General features: G+C 71.2%; 17 protein-coding genes. 15 read left to right on the top strand and 2 right to left on the bottom strand.

Annotation, left to right across the window (positions count from 1 at the left end; genetic code table 11):
• Window positions 1–4: 4 nt before the first annotated feature.
• Window positions 5–2308: a tetratricopeptide repeat protein gene (locus tag ACWEFJ_RS30780; protein WP_449715874.1), complete on the bottom strand. Its 2304-nt coding sequence runs from the start codon at window positions 2306–2308 to the stop codon at window positions 5–7.
• 214 nt (window positions 2309–2522) lie between these two features.
• On the opposite strand from ACWEFJ_RS30780, the gene ACWEFJ_RS30775 reads away from it, so the two are divergent.
• From ACWEFJ_RS30775 to ACWEFJ_RS30705, 15 genes are all read left to right on the top strand, one after another.
• The gene (locus ACWEFJ_RS30775) at window positions 2523–3179 is read left to right on the top strand and encodes a prepilin peptidase (protein ID WP_449715873.1); all 657 of its coding nucleotides are present in this window, start codon (window positions 2523–2525) and stop codon (window positions 3177–3179) included.
• Window positions 3180–3429: 250 nt separating this feature from the next.
• Entirely contained in the window at window positions 3430–3819 is a 390-nt protein-coding gene (locus ACWEFJ_RS30770; protein ID WP_449715872.1) for a hypothetical protein, read from the top strand.
• Between the two features lie 206 nt (window positions 3820–4025).
• Complete coding sequence (locus ACWEFJ_RS30765) at window positions 4026–4655, top strand: hypothetical protein (RefSeq protein ID WP_449715871.1); 630 nt, start codon at window positions 4026–4028, stop codon at window positions 4653–4655.
• 125 nt (window positions 4656–4780) lie between these two features.
• Window positions 4781–5491 (top strand): SAF domain-containing protein, encoded by a 711-nt coding sequence (locus ACWEFJ_RS30760; protein ID WP_449715870.1) that lies wholly within the window; start codon window positions 4781–4783, stop codon window positions 5489–5491.
• Window positions 5491–6396, top strand: coding sequence for a chromosome partitioning protein (locus ACWEFJ_RS30755; RefSeq protein WP_449715869.1), 906 nt, complete (start codon window positions 5491–5493; stop codon window positions 6394–6396). Before ACWEFJ_RS30760 ends, ACWEFJ_RS30755 begins: the two co-directional genes overlap by 1 nt.
• Window positions 6397–6542: 146 nt before the next feature.
• Window positions 6543–7874, top strand: coding sequence for a CpaF family protein (locus ACWEFJ_RS30750; RefSeq protein ID WP_449715868.1), 1332 nt, complete (start codon window positions 6543–6545; stop codon window positions 7872–7874).
• On the top strand, window positions 7862–8785 hold the full coding sequence (locus ACWEFJ_RS30745) for a type II secretion system F family protein (protein WP_449715867.1): 924 nt from the start codon (window positions 7862–7864) through the stop codon (window positions 8783–8785). Before ACWEFJ_RS30750 ends, ACWEFJ_RS30745 begins: the two co-directional genes overlap by 13 nt.
• A gap of 4 nt (window positions 8786–8789) precedes the next feature.
• The gene (locus tag ACWEFJ_RS30740) at window positions 8790–9683 is read left to right on the top strand and encodes a secretion system protein (RefSeq protein ID WP_449715866.1); all 894 of its coding nucleotides are present in this window, start codon (window positions 8790–8792) and stop codon (window positions 9681–9683) included.
• A 92-nt stretch (window positions 9684–9775) separates the two neighbouring features.
• Entirely contained in the window at window positions 9776–9934 is a 159-nt protein-coding gene (locus tag ACWEFJ_RS30735; RefSeq protein WP_449715865.1) for a hypothetical protein, read from the top strand.
• 5 nt (window positions 9935–9939) lie between these two features.
• Window positions 9940–10389, top strand: a complete 450-nt coding sequence (locus ACWEFJ_RS30730) for a TadE/TadG family type IV pilus assembly protein (RefSeq protein WP_449715864.1) — start codon at window positions 9940–9942, stop codon at window positions 10387–10389.
• A gap of 119 nt (window positions 10390–10508) precedes the next feature.
• Complete coding sequence (locus tag ACWEFJ_RS30725; RefSeq protein ID WP_449715863.1) at window positions 10509–10916, top strand: pilus assembly protein TadE; 408 nt, start codon at window positions 10509–10511, stop codon at window positions 10914–10916.
• A 98-nt stretch (window positions 10917–11014) separates the two neighbouring features.
• Window positions 11015–11404, top strand: coding sequence for a hypothetical protein (locus ACWEFJ_RS30720; RefSeq protein WP_449715862.1), 390 nt, complete (start codon window positions 11015–11017; stop codon window positions 11402–11404).
• 17 nt (window positions 11405–11421) lie between these two features.
• Window positions 11422–11871, top strand: a complete 450-nt coding sequence (locus tag ACWEFJ_RS30715) for a hypothetical protein (RefSeq protein WP_449715861.1) — start codon at window positions 11422–11424, stop codon at window positions 11869–11871.
• A gap of 219 nt (window positions 11872–12090) precedes the next feature.
• Window positions 12091–15162 carry a BTAD domain-containing putative transcriptional regulator gene (locus tag ACWEFJ_RS30710; protein ID WP_449715860.1) on the top strand — a complete coding sequence of 1024 codons (3072 nt, stop codon included), beginning with the start codon at window positions 12091–12093 and terminating at the stop codon, window positions 15160–15162.
• A 1369-nt stretch (window positions 15163–16531) separates the two neighbouring features.
• A complete protein-coding gene (locus tag ACWEFJ_RS30705; protein ID WP_449715859.1) occupies window positions 16532–16690 on the top strand; it encodes a hypothetical protein in 159 nt (52 codons plus the stop codon).
• 181 nt (window positions 16691–16871) lie between these two features.
• Here the strand turns inward: ACWEFJ_RS30705 and ACWEFJ_RS30700 are convergent, their stop codons facing one another.
• Window positions 16872–17411, bottom strand: coding sequence for a hypothetical protein (locus tag ACWEFJ_RS30700; RefSeq protein WP_449715858.1), 540 nt, complete (start codon window positions 17409–17411; stop codon window positions 16872–16874).

Here is a 17411-nt window from a genome sequence, read left to right as displayed (position 1 = left end):
CATGTCAGCTCGCTCGCCGTGGGACCGGGGCGGTCTCCCTCTCCAACGCGGCCAGTTGGGCGCGGATCGCCGCGGTGCGGGAGTCGCCGAGCGCTTCGAACAGTTGTAGCGCTTCTTCCCACGCCCCGGCGGCCGCGACGGTATCGCCGATCTCGAAGTTGACATCACCGACCTTTCGCAGCAGCGCGGCACGTCCCCAGCGGTCGGCGGCGAAGGTGCTCGCGGTGTGGGCTTGTTCGAGGTAGTCGAGCGCGCTCACCAGGTCGCCTTGGTCGCGGTGGGCGTCGCTGATCTTGTCGAGCGCGCAGCTCTCGGCTTGGCGGTCGCCCAGGTCTCGAAGGGCCGCGACCGACAGGTCGAGCTGTTCGAGGGCGAGCCGGTGGTCGCCGAGGGCGCGGTGGGCGTCCGCGAGGTACGAGTTGGTGATGGCCCATGACCACCGGTCGCCCAGCTCGACGCAGATCGCCTGGGCCAGCCGGTAGTGCGCTGCCGCGTCCTCGTGTTCGTCTCTGGCCTGGTGCGCTCGGCCAACGCCGGTGTGGCTCCAGATCTGCCCGCTGCGGTCGTCGAGCCGCTGCCGAATCTCCAACGCCTCCGCGAAGCACGACATCGCCTCGTCGGGGCTGTGTTGCTTGAGGTGCGCGTTGCCGAGGTTGTTGAGGATCCAGCCTTGTGCGGTGAGGTCACCGTGCTCGCGTGCCGCGTCCAGGCTCGCCCGCAGCGGCACCATCCAGGTGCTCCACGGGTTGCGCCAGTAGAGGTAGTCGGTGAGCACCATCGGCAGGCCGAAGGCCACGGTGTGCGCGCCGATCGTGACCGCGTGCTGGACCGTCGCGGCGAGGTTGGCGAGCTCCGCTTCACACCATCGGAGCGCGTCGTTGGACGTCGCGAACGCGGGCGGGCCGCTCGGCTCCACGGTGACGGTCACCTGGACCTGCGGTCGGTTGGGCGACATCGCCAGGTTCGCGGCCGCGGCCGTCGCGAGGTACCACTGCAGCAGCCGCCGGGAGTGCCCGGCGGATTCCTCGGTCGGCTCGGCGGCGGCCAGCTCGGTCGCGTAGTCGCGCAGGAGGTCGTGAAAAGCGAACCGGTGGTGTCCCACCTCGTGGAGGAGGTGCACGCCGACAAGCTGGTCGAGCAGACGGGAGGCCGTGGCCGGCGCGTAGCCCGTGAGCACCGATGCCGAGTCGATGCCGAACTCCCGACCGGGGTGCAGGCTCAACAGCCGAAACATCCGTGCCGCGTCCGGTTCGAGCGCGCGGAACGACCAGGAGAACACCGCTCGCACCGCACCGTCGACATCAGCGGGCGAGAGCACGTTGAGACGCTGATCCACGGCCGACAGGTCCTCGGCCAAACCCGTCAGGGTCAGGTGCCGGCTCGCGGCGATCCGCTCGGCCGCGACGCGCACGGCCAGCGGGAGACCGCCGCACAACCGGACGATCTGCTCGGCGGCGTGCAGTTCCGCGTCGACCCGGGCGGACCCGACCACCTCGCGGAGCAACGCCAAGGCGTCGTGCTGCTCGAACGGCTCGACGCTCACGCAACGCGCCTCGTGCCGCACGGCCAGCGCGGAGAGGCGCTGCCTGCTCGTCACCAGCACCAGGCAGCCGGGAGCGGCCGGGATCAAGGACCGCACCTGCTCACCGCGCGCCGCGTTGTCCAGCACCAGCATGGTGCGGGTGCCGTCGAGCATGGACCTCAGCGCGGCGGACCGCCGTTCCAGGGTGGCGGGCATCGCCTCCGGTGAGACACCGAGGGCCTTGAGGATGTCTTCCAGCACCTCCCGGGTGTCGACCGGATCCCCGTCCGAGGAGTAGCCGCGCAGGTCGACGTAGAAGACGCCGTCGGGGAAGGCGCTCTTGATCCGGTGCGCCCACGCAACGGCCAGCGTGGTTTTCCCCACGCCCGCCTGGCCCTCCAACGCGATCACGGTCGCCGAGGCCGTCTCCGGCGGACGCCGGAGTTCACGGTCGAGCGCCTCCAAGACGGCGGCGCGGCCGACCAACCGCGGCGACGGAGGTAGTTGAGCCGGACGCGCGAACTTGTGGTGGCTGGGTCGGGCGGACGTGCGCGCGAACAGGGCGAGCAGCGTTCCGTTTGCGTTCAGGGCGAGGTCGCACGCCTTGGCGAACTCCTCCGTCGGGGGTTTCGTGCCGTTCTCGACGTTGCTGATGTGGCCGGAGCTGAAGTGGCTCAGCTCGGCGAGCCGTCGCACGGTCATCGTGCCGCGGAGCCTGCGCAACTCCTCGCCGAACGTGCGCACGGGAACCGGTGTCGCATGTCCTGTATTCGCTATTCCGTTCATTCGAATACACCTTCCCCCTTGTTCCCGCCCCTGGCCCGTCCCGACACTGAGCTTGCACCGGCGATCTTCCGGTGGTTGCTCGGAGGAGCTGAGGATATGTCCGACTTCGTGAACCGTGGGGCAGGTCGAGTGTCGGTACTCCCTGTTCAGGTGAAGATTCGACCATTCGAACGACTACTTGTGTCGGTGTGGTCACAGTTCGCACAGGAAGGCGGTGGCGATGTCCCTCGGCATGCTCTGGGCGTCGTTCGGGCTGGTCGGCGGAAGTTCCATGGTGTGGCTCGCGGCCTGGCTGAGTGGTCCCGAGTCCGTGGTTCTTCCGCAGGGCTGGAGGAGGCCGCTAACGCGAGAAGGATTCGCGGCAGGCTTCGTTCTTGGGGCTGGGACAGCCGTGCTCGCCTATCGCTTCGCCGGAACCGCGGACCTGCTCACCCTAGTGTGGTTCGTCGTGACCGGAGTGCCGCTCATGCTCATCGACTGGATTTGCCATCGGCTGCCGACCCGGCTCGTCGGCGCAATGTTCATCGGTGGAATCGTGAATCTCTCTTGCCTTGCCCTGGCTCGGGACGAGATGACCTCGTTGCTCCGGGCACTCGGGGCTGCGGCGGTGGTCTTCGGCGGCACGCTGGCAGCGGCAGTCGCCGCCCCGGCTTCGTTGGGCGGTGGCGACGTCAGGCTGCTGGGAACCGCCGCGCTGTACCTCGGCTGGATCGGCTGGGCGCACGTGGTGCGCGGCATCGTGCTCGCGCTGGTTCTGGCCGCTGCGGCGGGCGTCTTCCTGACCGCCACCGGGCGGCTGGAGGCGGGGGATCGCCTCGCGTTCGGCCCGGCGATCGTCGGGGCGACGCTCATCGTCCTCGTGCTGCCCTGATCACTTCTCATCCGGGTGGACTGCGATGTGCTTCCCGATTCGTCACCGTGACCACGACCTGAGGACGGACATGCAGATCTTCCACAGCACTGCCACGGCGCTGGTCGCCTTGATCGTGGTGACAGCATGCGGTCCGTCGGAATCCGCCTCGCCCGCGCAGTCGGGCGACCCGGCCGGTGTGGGCGGCTCTGCCCTCCCCGAGGCGTCCACACCGGCACCCAACCCGAGCTCGGAAGCCGGGAAGCGCGCGATGGACGCCTACCGTGGTATGTGGCTGAGCTTCGCCGAGGCCGCGACCACGTCGGACTGGCGGTCGCCGAAGCTGGCCGAGTACGCGACCGGTACGGCGTTGACGACGTTGAGCCGCGGGTTGTACGGCGACCACTACCGAGGCGTGGTCTCCCGCGGTCAGCCGGTCCTGAACCCCTCGGTGTCGTCGGCCGAACCGGCGCAGGCACCGACCAAGGTCGTCGTCACCGATTGCGGTGACTCGACGAACTGGACCAGCCACTACGCCGACAGCGGCCAGCCTGCGGACGAGCCTGGCGGCAGGCGGCACATCGACGCCATCGTGGAGAAGCAGGCGGACGGCACGTGGAAGGTCGTCGAGTTCGGCGTGCACGAGGTGGGGACATGCTGACGCGGACTACCACCGTTGTGGCGCTGGGGCTCCTCGCGGGTGCGGCGCCCGCCTCCGCGGAACCTTGGGGCAACGTGGCCTGTAACGAGGCACCCGCACCGGTCTGCGATCTCGCCGCTGGCAACAGCCACAGACCGGGCAGTGGAGTGCAGACCGGTAGCTCTTCGAGCAGCGAGCACACTTCAGGCGTCAGCGAGGATCCGTTCGTGGACTGCACCTACAAACCGGTGGACTACCAGGCGTCCGATGGGCAGACCCAGGAACCCGGCGGTTGGTTCATGGTGTTGTGCTCACCGGACGGCAAGGATCCGTTGTCCCACGGGCCGGTGTGGGTTGCCGAGGGCGGTACTCGGCCGTCGTCACCGGAGCAGGTGGCACAAATCGCGCGCAACCGTTTGCGCCTGCCGTCGGTGTCGATCGCGGCCAGTCCGGCCGGTGTGCAGTTGGTGAACCTGCCGACGTGGTTGTGGTTGTCGGGTGGTTGGAGCGAAGTCTCGGCGACGGCATCGGTGCCGGGTGTGTCGGTGACGGCGACCGCCAAGCCGATGTCGGTGTTCTGGTCGATGGGTGACGGCTCGACTGTGACGTGTACCGGTGCCGGAACGCCCTACAAGGCGGGAACAGACCCGAAGGTGCCGTCCCCGGACTGCGGCCACGTCTATCGCCGATCGTCGGCGAGCCAGTCCGGGCAGGCGTACCCGGTGGCGGCGACCGTGCACTGGACGGTGACCTGGTCCGGTGCGGGTCAGGGCGGGACATTCCGGGACATGACCACGACGGGCAACGCGACCTTCCGCGTGGCGGAGTCGCAGGCGCTCAACAACGGCGGCGGCTGACCAGCGCCACCGCCTCCTCGTGAGGCATCACCTCCCAGCCAACAAAGCGATGACCACCTGTTCCGCTCGCTGACGGTCCTCTGGCGACGCGGCGCACCACCCCATGCCCTTTTGGAGGTACCGACGTGAGCACCAACATCACGACCCGGCCCGACATCGACCGAGCCACGAACGCGGCCAACGGCCCCTGGATCAACGACAGGAAGAAACCTTCCGCCTCGCGGTCGCGCACCACCGGGCGCCGTCGAAGCGTGCCGTACCTGCTGCTCGGCGTGCTGCTTGTCCTGACGTGCGTGGGTGGCTTCGTGCTGATCTCGCTGAACTCCGGAGACCGGCAGGCCGTGCTCGCGCTGGCCCGCGGCGTGCCGGTCGGGCACGTGCTGACCACGCAGGATCTGCGGCAGGTCAACGTCGCGGTCGACCCCGGTGTCGCTGTCGTCGGCGCGGACCAGGTGGCCACCGTGGTCGGCAGGCCCATGGCCACCAGCCTGTCGGCCGGCGCGCTGCTGACCCCGGACGCCGTCGGCGCCGCCGCGCTCCCGGCCACTGGGCAGGCCATCGCCGCCCTCGTGCTCAAACCTGGCCAAGTCCCCAGGGAGGTCGGTCCGGGAGCGCGGGTGTCGGTGGTGTTCGTGCCCGGCCAGGCCGGAACCGCGACCAGTCCGCCCGCTGATGGCGGCATGGTCTGGCCGGCTGTGGTGACCAGCGTGACCACCCCGGCGAACGACCAGAACACCGTGGTGTCGGTGCAGCTGTCCGCGGCCGCCGCCCGTCAGGTCGCCGCGGTGCCGGCCGGTCAGTTGTCGATCGTGATGCTCTCCGCTGGAGGTCGCTGATGTTGATCTCGGTTCTGTCGCTGAAAGGCTCACCGGGCGCCACCACGCTGGCCGTGGCCTTGGCCGCCCGATGGCCCGCACCGGCGCGCGCACTCGTGGTCGAGACCGATCCTTCCGGTGGCGACCTCGGCCTGCGGTTCTCGCTCTTCTCGACCCCGGGCCTGGTCAGCCTGGCCGCCGCCGCGCGTCGGGGCGGCGACGCCGACCTGGTATGGGGACACATCCAGCAGCTTCCCGGCGGGCTGGCGGTGATCGCCGCCCCACCCGACGCCGACCAGGCATGCGCGGCGTTGGCGGCCTTGGCTCCCGACCCGCCCGGCGGGCTCGGGGTGCTGCGCGCGGCGGCCAACCAGCCGGGCACGGTGGTCATCGCCGACTGCGGGCGTGTGGACCCCGGCTCGCCCGCTTTGCCGATCGTGCGTTCCTCCGACGCGGTCGTGCTGCTGTCGCGAGCTCACGCCGACGACCTCGCGCACCTGCCGCGCCGGCTGCCCGTGGTCGGCGGTTGGAGCCCGAACCCGATGTTGCTGCTGGTCGGTGAGGGCTATGCCACCGCCGAGGTCGCCCGCGAACTCGGCGTCCCACCACTGGGGCGCGTGCCCGACGACCCGAACGGCGCGGCCGTGCTGTGCGGACGGCCGAACACGCTGCGCTGGGGTCGCAGCGGCCCCGCGCATTCGGCGCTCGGCCGGTTCGCCCACCGGGTCGCCACCGAACTCGCCACCCGCGAGCGCACACCGGCCGGCCCAGCACAGCCCCGGGCGGCCGCCGGACCGGTGAGGCAGGTCCCGCTCCTGCGCTCGGTTCCGGGTGTGACACCCGGCGCCGTCTTGTCCCACGGTGTCCGCGTCGCCCCGAGCCCAACCACCGACTACCTCGACCGGCAGGGAGGGCAGGCGTCGTGACGTACCCGACCGACCAGTACCCGGTGCCGATGCCGCTCCGCCCTTACCCACAGCCGCCAGGACCGGCCTCGTTCGGCGGCGCGGCACCTGGCCCCGACGCCGGTGTGCCGCCGCCGGGTCGGGGGCCCGACGAGGACACCGCTGACATGTCGGCCGCCACGGCACGGCTGCGGCAGCACCTGCGGGAGCGGTTGAACGCCGAGCTTCCGCGGCGGGTGGCCGATCGGCAGGACCGTACCGGGACGACCGCCAGCCGCGAGGCCCGGCGTGAGCTGGCGCGCGGCATCCTCGACGAAGGGCTGCGTGTGCACACCGAGATCGAGTTGGCCGCGGGCCGGCGGTTGCTGCCGCGCGAGGTGGAGCAGCGGGTCGTCGGGGAGGTCGTCAACGAGCTGTTCGGCATGGCCGGGCTTCAGCCGCTGCTGGACGACCCGAGCGTGGAGACGATCAACGCCAACCGCTTCGACCGGGTGTTCGTGCAGTACGACGACGGCCGCCGCGCCCCGGTCGGCCCGATCGCGGGCTCGAACGAGGAACTGACCGACCTGGTGCGGTTGCTCGCCGCCAGGGCATCGAGCCAGGAGCGGCGGTTCGACCAGGGCTCCCCGGCGGTCAACCTCCAGCTCCCCGGCGGTGAGCGGTTGTTCGCCGTGATGGGCCTGACCGCGGGCGGGGTGACGGCGCTGTCGATCCGTCGTCACGGCTACCTCACCGTCACTCTGCCCGAGCTGCGCCGCCGAGGAACCCTGGACTCCGGCTTGGAGGCGTTCCTGCGGGCGTTGGTGAAGGCCCGCAAGAACGTTTTGATCACCGGCGGAACCGGCGCGGGCAAGACCACCCTGCTGCGTGCGCTGGCCTCGGAGATGGACCCGTTGGAACGCATCGTCACCATTGAGGACACCGTCGAACTCGGCTTGGACCACGACCCGGATGTCCATGCCGACGTGACCGCCTTTCAGGCCCGCGAAGCCAACGTCGAGGGTGAGGGTGCGATCAGCCAGGGCGAGCTCGTCCGGTGGGGTCTGCGCATGTCGCCGGACCGGGTGATCGTCGGTGAGATCCGCGGGCCCGAGGTCATCCCGATGTGCAACGCCATGTCCCAGGGCAACGACGGCAGCATGGCCACACTGCACGCCTCCAGCTCCCGGATCGCCTTCACCCGCCTGGCGTCCTACGCCGCCCAGGGCGTCGAGCGGCTCCCGCTGGAGGCCACGAACCTGCTGGTCGCCTCGGCGGTGCACTTTGTGGTGCACCTGGCCCGCGCCGAGGACCGGCGCACCCGTGTCGTGTCCTCGATCCGCGAGGTCGTCGGCGCCGACGGCCCGCAGGTGATCTCCAACGAGGTCTACCGCCCCGGCCCCGACCGCCGCGCGCGCCCCGTGGCCGGAGCGCTGCGCCGCGACACCCTCGACGACCTGGTCGACGTCGGCTTCGACCCCGGCGTGCTGGAGAACCCCGAAGGCTGGTGGACGCCGTGAACGCCACCTTGAGCCCCACCACGGCCGCCGCGGCTCTGCTCGGCGTCGGCACCGGGCTCGGCCTGCTGCTGCTCGTCCTCGGCCGGCGCGGCACCGACCCCCGGCGCCGGCGCCGCACCCGGACCCGCGCCGCCCGGGCCATCGACCAGCACCGCGGCCTGCGGATCGCACTTGCCATCACCGCCGGGGTGGTGACCGGACTACTCACCGGCTGGGTCGTCGGCGCCGTCCTGGCCGGCCTCGCCGCCTGGGCACTCCCGCGGGTGCTGGGCCGCGACCCCGAGCACGCCCGCCGAGTCGCACGGATCGAGGCCATCGCCACCTGGACCGAGATGCTCCGCGACACCCTGTCGGCCGCCGCCGGGCTCGAGCAGGCCATCCTCGCCACGGCACCGCTGGCGCCGACGGCCATCCGCGGCGAGGTCGGCGAGCTCGCCGCCGGGATCGAGAACGGCGACCGGCTCGCGCCCGCCCTACGTCGCCTCGGTGAACACCTGGACGACCCGGTCGGCGACCTGGTCATCGCCGCCCTGCTGCTGGCCGCCGAACAACAGACCCGCCAGCTCGCCGACCTGCTCGGCTCGCTGGCCGACGCCGCCCGCGGGCAAGCCTCGATGCGGATGCGCGTCGAGGCCGGACGCACCCGCACCCGCACCTCGGTGCGCGTCATCGTCGGCACCACCCTGGCCTTCGCCGTCGCCGTGGTGCTGCTCAACCGCGACTACATGGACGCCTACGACAGCGCCGCCGGACAGATCGTGCTGCTGGGCATCGGAGCGCTCTTCGCCGCCGGGTTCGCGTGGCTCAACCGCATCGCCCGTGTCGCCCAGCCCGACCGCTTCCTCGCTGCCTTCGACCGGGACCCGGCGACCGGCCCGACACCGGTTCTTGTCACCGCGAGGCAGGAGTGAACCCGTGATCACCTTTATCGCCCTGGGCATCGGATCAGGGATCGGCCTGTGGGCCTTGACGGTCTACCTGTTCCCGCCACGACCGGCCCTCGGCGCGGTCCTGGCCCACGCCACCGCCGCACCCGCTCCGGCGCCCATCCTCGCCACCGACGACACCGGCTGGGCCGCGCGACTCGGCCGACCCGCGGTCGCCCCGCTGCGCGCGGTCGGGCTCCCCGGCCCACGGTTGGCCAAGGACCTGGCGGTCACCGGCCGCTCGACCTCGACCCACCTGGCGGAGAAAGCCACGCTCACCATCGTCGGCCTGCTGCTCCCGGTCCTGCCGGCCGTGGTCCTCACCGTGGCGAGACTCGGACCGGGCTTCGAGTTCCCGATCATCGCCGGACTAGTCCTGGCGGCCGTCGGGTTCGTCCTGCCGGACCTGCGGGCCCGCTCCGCCGCCGCGAAGCTGCGCACCGGGTTCCGCCACGCCCTCTCGGCCTACCTGGACCTGGTGTGGATCACCCTGGCCGGGGGAGCAGGGGTCGACAGCGCGCTGGGCGACTCGGTCACCATCGGACGAGGATGGGCGTTCGCGCAGCTCCACCGCGCTCTGGACACCGCCCGCCTCACGCGCACGACCCCGTGGGCGACGCTGCGCCGGCTGGGCGAGGAACTGGACGTCACCGAGCTCGCCGAGCTCGCGGCCTCGGTCAGCCTGGCCGGCACCGAGGGCGCCAAGGTCCGCGCTTCCCTGGCCGCCAAGGCCGGCGCACTGCGCACCCACCAGATCACCGAGGCCGAAGGCGACGCCCAAGCCGCCACCGAGCGCATGAGCCTGCCGGTGATGGCGCTGTTCCTCGGGTTCCTGGCCTTCATCGCCTACCCCGCGCTCACACAGGTCCTCAATGGACTCTGACATGGACTGTGACATCCGGCGCGGACAACGATCGAACCTGACCGACAAGGGAGGACAACACGATGCGCGCGCAAATGGAGGCATTGTGGACAGTGGTACGAGCACGGTGGGAGGAGCTGCGGCGTCAGCCGGACGCCGGGTACTCGACCGAAACCGTCCTGGTGACCGCGCTGCTGGTCGTGGCCGCGCTCGCGGTGATCGCGATCGTCATCGCGAAGGTCACCGAAAAGGCCAACGGCATCACCATGTGATCCCCATGAGCCACAAACACAACACTCGGTCACCAGCGACTCGCGCCGGACGGTGCCGGGTCCGTCGCGCGCTGCGCGGTGATCGTGGCTCGGTCAGCGCGGAACTGGTCATCGCGACACCCTTGTTGTTGCTGATGCTGCTGGCCATCGTGCAGTTCGCGCTCTGGTCACACGCCACCCACATCGCCCAGGCCGCCGCCTCGCAAGGGCTCGCCGTCGCACGATCCCAGAACGGGACCGCCGCGGCCGGCACGTCCAGCGCCCGGCAACTGCTCGACCAGCTCGCCAGCGGCCCGCTCACCGGCTCCACCGTCGCCTCCGATCGCAACGCCGCCTGGGCCTCGGTACGGGTCAGCGGCACCGCGACCCCGGTCGTGCCGTTCCTGAGCCTGCCGGTGCGCGCCGAAGCCGTCGGGCCCGTCGAACGCTTCGTCCCCGACCCGACAGGCCGGTGATCGCGATGGTCCGCCCGACGACGTCCCGTGCACCCGTCACCCGTCCACGCGGGCGTCACGACCGCACGCGCCCCGGCCGGCGGGAGTGGGTGGCCTGGTGGGGTGCCGATGACGGCTCGGTGGCCGCCGAAGTCACCATCGCCGCCCCGTTCCTGGTCATGCTGCTGGTGTTCGTCGGGGCGGTCATCCACCGAGGGGTGGACGCGCGAATCCGCATCGACGACGCCGCCCACCAGGCCGCTCGCGCCGCCAGCATCGAACGCACCCCAACGACCGCGACGACCGCGGCCCAGTCGGCCGCCGCGAGCGCCCTCTCGTCGGCGGGCGTGACGTGCGCGTCGTTGTCGGTGTCCACGTCGACCGGCGGCCTGCGTCCCGGCGGCACGGTCAGCGTGACCGTGTCCTGCACCGTCGACTTCGGCGACGCGCTCATCCTCGGCGTGCCCGGCGGCACGACCCTGTCGGCCACCTCCGTCGAACCCGTGGACCTCTGGCGCTCGACCCCCGACACCGGGGGCGAGACATGAACCGGCGAGACGGCCATGCCCGACGCAGCCGGTGGTCGACCTCGTGGTCGACGTGGTGGCGCACACGCCTGCGGCGGTGGCGCGCCGACGAGGGCGGGGTGACCGCGTTCGTCCTGGCGCTGACCGTCGGCATCCTGGCCTTGGCCGGCCTCACCCTCGACGGCGGCCTCGCGCTGGCCGCCAAAGTACGGGCCACCGGCCAGGCCGAGGCCGCCGCCCGCGCCGGCGCCCAGGCCATCGACCTCACCGCCTACCGCGGCAACGGCACCCTGCGGCTCGTGCCCGCCCAGGCGGTCGCCGACGCCCGGGCGCACCTGGCCGCCGAGGGCGCCACCGGCACGGTGACCGTCTCCGGCGACACCGTCACCGTCACCGTGACCGCCTCGCACACCACACAGCTGCTCGGCCTGGTCGGTATCGGATCGCTCCACGTGCACGGGCAGGGCAGCGCACACCCACAGCGCGGGGTGACCGCGATCGACCCATGACCACACGGTCACCTGTCGTGAACACGGCATCGCACAGAAGGGACAGCAGCATGGCAACCTCCGAGGAGATCCGCCAACGCGTCGAGAAGGCCGACACCGCCCGCAGCGCGCGGCGGGCCGCCGCCGCGCAGCAGGTCGGCGAACTCGCTCGACGCCAGGCCGAGATCGTCGCCCGGCTCGCCGAGGTCGAACGCGAGCTCGGCGAGGTGGTGGCCCGCGCCCAGGACGTCATCGACGTCGACGAGTTGGCGGCGTTCACCGACCTCAAGCCATCCGACCTCACCGGGTGGCTCGCAGGGCACAAGCCCGGCCGCGGCAGGCGAAGGAAGGCCGCGACCACCGGCGCGCAAGGTGACGTGCCCTCCTCGTCCGGATCGAGAGCACCGGCACCCGAGCAGAGGCACGGTGACGGCTCGGCCGCCGCCCGAACGGACACATCCGAGCCGCCCGTTGCCCGCGCGAGTTGATCCGTGCCCGCGTCCACGTCGCCGGTGAGGGGGCATCCACGGCACGGGGCCTCTACGCCGTCGCGTACCGGGACAGCACGCGACTACGTCCAAGCCTGTTAAGGAAACGAGCACGTCATGGCCGCAACCCCGCATCCCTCCCGCCGCACGCCGCATCGGCCACCGCGAGTTTGGACGTGGCCGGGCGCCGGGCGGGTACTGCGCGCGGTCGGGAGGCTGGTGCGCGGCGTGCTGGCGGCCACCGTGCTGGCCGCACTGCTGGCCGGGCCGCCATGGGCGTTGACGCACTTCGTCGGCCGGCCCCTGCCGCACCACCCGCCCTCCTGGGCAGAGGTCCAGGGTGTCCTGCTCGGCCCGATGACCCCCACGTTCCTGCTGGACTTCCTCGCCTGCCTGACCTGGCTGGTGTGGGCCATGTTCGCCCTCGACGTCGCCCGCTGTGCGATCGACGTCGTCCGCGACGCGCGGATGCCGGACCTGTCGGCGGCCGGACCGGTGCATCGGATCGCCGCCGCGCTCGTCGGGGCGGTCCTGATCTTTCTACTCGGCCAGCGAGCCGACCTCCCCGTCGCACCCGCGTCCTCCGCCGGGTCCGTCGGCGCCGATGTCGTCGCCGCGGCCTCGGCCTGGAATCCGGCACCCGAGCGGTCGGCGGTCCAGGTTCGTCCGGTGGTCTACACCGCGCCGCATCGGGCGGCACCCGGTGTCGCCGCCGAGCGGCCCGCCCGCGCCAAGTCCGCCGTGGTACTCGCCTACAACCCGCGAACCGGCGTCTACGACTCGCTGTGGCGGATGGCCCAACGCACCCTGGGAGACGGCAACCGCTGGCCGGAGATCTACGAGCTCAACAAGGGCAAACCACAGCCGGGCGGCGGCACCTTCACCCGGCCCAGCCTGGTGTTCCCCGGCGAGGAGATGGCCTTGCCCGACGACGCCACCGTGCCCGCGACACGTCCCGCCCAACCTCCTCCACAGCTCGTTCCGGCACCCCCGACCACCGCCACACCCCCTCCCGACAGCCCGCCGCACTCCACAACACAGCCACCTGCCACCATCCGAACTCCCCAACCCACCCAGGCGCCAGGCACCCAAGCGCCGAACGCCGGCGCCCCCGACGACCCGGCGTTCAGTTGGGGCACGGAGCTGTTCGTCGGCCTCGGCCTGGCCTCGGCGGTCAGTGCCGCCCTGGTCGCCGCGCGCCGCCACAACCGGCGCCGCTACCGGCCCGGCAGCGGCGAGCGCAGCGACCTCCCCGTCGCCCCGGTGGTCTACCGGCTGCGGCTGGCACACCTGCGCACCGACCACGAGGACCTTGAGCCCGACCTCGACGGCGACGACGAACCGGACCTCGACCGGCCGGGCGAGCGACCGCGGCGGGCACCGGAGCCGCGGGTCGTGCCCGGTGCTGACGACAACGTCCTCGACGACCGGACAGCAGTCCTGCCGGTCGGTGTGCGGGACGGCCGCGAGATCGCCCTCGACCTGGCCGCCGCGCGCGGACTCGGCCTGCTCGGTGCGGGCGCCACGACCGCAGTGCGCGCGCTGCTCGTCACCGCCCTGGCCACCCGAGAAGGGCAGGCCAGAGTGGTCGTCCCAGCCGGCGACCTCGAGGCGTTGCTGGCCCGGTCGCCGGCGAGGGCACCGCTTCCGACGAGCCTGCACGTGACCGACGACCTCGACGCCGCCCTGGACGTGCTCGAAGCCGAGACCCTGGTGCGCCTCGGCCAACACCGGTCCACCGGCCGCTCGCGGGGGCCGGTTGTGCTGGTGGCCCGCGCACCCGAACGGCAGTCCCGACGGCTGCAAGCGGTGTTGGACAACGGCTCGACCGTCGGCGTGACCGGACTGCTGCTGGGCCAGTGGAGCACCGGAGTGACCGCCTACGTCCGCGACGACGGCACCATCTCCACCACCAACCCCGGACTCGGCGAACCCCTGCGCGGCGCGCACGTGTTCCGGCTGGGCGACGATCACCTCGCCGACCTGCTGGACCTGCTGCGTCACGCCGACCCCGGCGACGAGCCCGAGCTCACCGGGACCGCCCTCGACGACCAGCGTCCGGCCGGCGTGGCGCGTCCCCGCGTCGTCGTGGACGCTCCCGGTCCCGTCACCGCCGAGCCTCCGGACACCGTGGCGGACCACGGCGCGAGCCCTGACGATCGCCGACCCGCGGGCAGCGAGAACACACGCGCCGGGAGCACCGTCCAGGCGCCGGTCGCCGACTCCGACCTGGAGGTACGGGCAGCGTCCAGCGATGACGGCCGGCGAAGCGACGGTGAGCTGGAGATCCTTCGACCGGAGCCCGCCCCGGCGACATCACTCGATCCTCGGCTACGCCCCGTCCAACCCGTTCCCTCCGACGACGACCCGGCAACCCAGGACGCCGGTGAAGCCCACCGACACGGCTTGTCGGCGGGGAACGAATCACAGGGCCCCGCCGAGTCGCGCAAGGCATCGTCCGCGCCGTTGCGCGTCAGCGTGCTCGGGCCGCCGCGGATGTGGTGGCGTCCCGCGTCGGCAACACCCGACGGCGAGACCTTCAAGATGGCCGAGCGCGAGATCACCTCGGCGTTCCAGCCGCGCCTGCGCGAACTGCTGGTCTTCCTCGCGCTGCACCCCGACGGCGCAACCCGGGAGGCGCTCATCGCCGCCCTGTGGGCCACGAGCCCACCGGAGCGGACCACCAACGCGATGAACACCGCGCTCTCGCGTCTACGCCGCTCCTTGGCCGCCGCAACGAGCAACGCGTTGTCGGACCTCGTGGTGGTCGGTGAGGGCCGCTACCGGCTGGACGCCGGCCTCGTGCGGGTCGACTACCACCACTTCGCCGCGGCCGTGGCAGCACGCCGCTCCGCCGTCACCGACACCGATCGCGTCGCGGCGTACCGGCGAATCGTCGACAGCTACACCGGCCCTCTGGCCGACGGACTTTCCACCGACTGGATCGAGACCGCCCGCGAGGCCATCCGCCGCGACGCCATCGACGCCGTCGCCGCCCTGGCCCGAGCCCTCGTCAAGGACGACCCGCAACAGACGCTGGACCTGCTCGAGATCGCGCGGGCGTTCGACCCGCACAACGAACTGATCTACCGCGACATCATGCGCCTGCAGGAACGCCTCGGACAGCTCGACGCCATCCCACGCACCCTGACCCTGCTCACCACACGACTCGCCGAAGTCGACGACCGGCCCACGCACCAGGCCGTCGACCTGGCCGACCGGCTACGTCGTCGCCACGATGCCCCCGGCGAACCGGGACGAGCCGACCGCGGGCACAGTCGATCGGGATGAACCCCGCCGGCGGCCTCGTGCGCGGCGTCGGGTCACCCGACGGCGCCACCGGCACGAAGGCGACGGTCGGAAGCGTGAAATCGACCGGCCCCGGCCGGGAAGTCGAGATTGACGACGTCATCGAGAATGGACGTCTCCAAGCCACTTCGACGGCTGTGCCCCCGCGCCTGCGAGAGCGATTCCGGATGCGCACGAGTCCACTCGATCAGAAGGCTCTGCCGGTCTCAACACCTCCGCGACCGCCGGGGGCAACGAGTATGCGGCTCCCCGAGAAAGACCCATCGCAACTCTCGCGAACGATGAGACCCGCTCGCGCATTCTTTTTCAGTGTGCGCGACAGAATGCTATCGTGCAGGACGGCGTGCTTGTCCGTCCAATCCTCGTCGATGAATACGAGTTGACCGTGGAAAGAACCTCTACGACGCAGCGGGCTGCCCCGGGGTGCCACCAGGATGGCGGATGCCCTCTTGTCCTTGCCCCCGAAAAGGCTTCTCATGTCATACAGTCCACGAAGGGGCCCTTCCGTCTCGACCCGTCACCGCGATTCCCCATGCTCACCGTCCGAGCCCTCTCTGCCGGCCCCGCTCGTCACGTCCTGCGACAGGCCCTTCACCGAGGCTGCCGTCGCGGCAATCGTGCCCGCTCGGCGCGATGGCTCCTTCATCCTCCGTCTCTCCTGGCGACGAGTATCGAGCTTCCACGCGCTACGTCGAACGGCCGAAGTCGCCCAGGCATTCTCGCTCAGCCCAACTCCGACGAAATGTCACTTTGTGTAATCAAGGTGGGGATCGACAGCGCGCATGGTCACTTCCGTTGGGGGTTCACACGGGGGATCACATTGGGGCTCAGGTTGGGGATCCTGCTAGAGCGCCACCCCCTCCGGCCCGCAAAGACACCGGTCAGAGGCTCCGTAGGGGATCCGCTGGTATCCCAGACTCGCTTGGCCACAAGCCGGTGAACACATCGGGGCGGACTGGTGGTCGGCTGCCCGCCGTCCCGGCTCCGCGGTCGCCCCTGTCTTCCTGCTTCTTTCCTTCTGCTTCAATTCCTTCCTTCTTGATGTCCTTCGACTTCTTCCTTTTCATTTCTCACGCGTGCCGCCGGTTTTCGTTTTACCGTTCGACTCCCTCGGCTTTGTTGCTCGGTGACCTAGGGAAACGTGACTGGTTTTCAGTCGGAAGCGTGTGGGCGCGTATCGGGGATTCCGAAATGGTGACGTCGGGGCCGATCGAAAAGAGTCTTGAAAATGTGCCGCCAAAGCTGTTGCGCGCCGCGCGGTGTGGAGTCATAATTGAATTGTCGCCGGGGAACCGGAAGCCGCACCGAATACCACGCCCGGCGTGAGCCATGTCGAAACGGGGAGCCCAATATGTGTTACGCCGACACCGTGACGAATGACGATGGAACCGCCACCGCGTTTTGCTGCTGCGGATGGTCGACCGACCACGCCACCCCGGACGCGGCGGACGCCGACGCCGCACAGCACCAGAACGACGCCGACGCCGCCGAGTTCCCGTTCGCCGCCTGACCGCCCCGACAACCGAAAGGAACGCCGTGATGACCACGCCCACGCCATCCGATTCGACATCCGCCGACGTTGTGCGACTGGCTGGCCGAATGCGGCTTCGTCAGTGGTGCGAGTGGGCGCGTGTATCGCCATCCGGTGACGGATGCCCGCGTTGTGATCGACCGTGCCGATCCGTTGGACCTCACCGTGCACGCGTACGCCGGGGCGTGGCGCGCACGGCTGACACGGGTGCCGTTCCCGGTGATCGTGGCGACTGTCGCCGCCGCCCTCGGTCGACGGGACGGTTCCCGATGACCACGCCCACGCCGTCCGTCCCGGCACCCGCCGGCACCGTGCCGAGCACTCCGGCGGGTGCGTCGGCGTCGCGGTTGCGCAGCGGTGAGCTGCGCGCGATGGTCGCCAAGGTCCTCGCCGACGATGCAAGCAAACACTTCACCCCACGCGACATCGCGCGCACGCTGAACCGGTCGTCCGGGGCGGTGGGCAACGCGTGCAAGGTGTTGGCGGACCGGGGCGAGGCGGAACTGCGCTCGACCGCGCCGCTGGCATACCGGGCGACCGTCACCACGGAATCCGTCGCCGCGTCCGTGATCATCCCCGCATCGCCCCGGACACCCCGCCCAAAGCCATCCGCCCCGCCGCCGACCACCGCGCCCGCGAGCACCACCGCGCGCGCAGGGGCGGCCGGTCCGGCATCGGGGGAGGTCGGATCGGCGGACAC

The organism is Actinosynnema sp. NPDC004786 (genome assembly GCF_053601135.1).
This window is presented reverse-complemented; position numbering and strand designations above follow the sequence as displayed.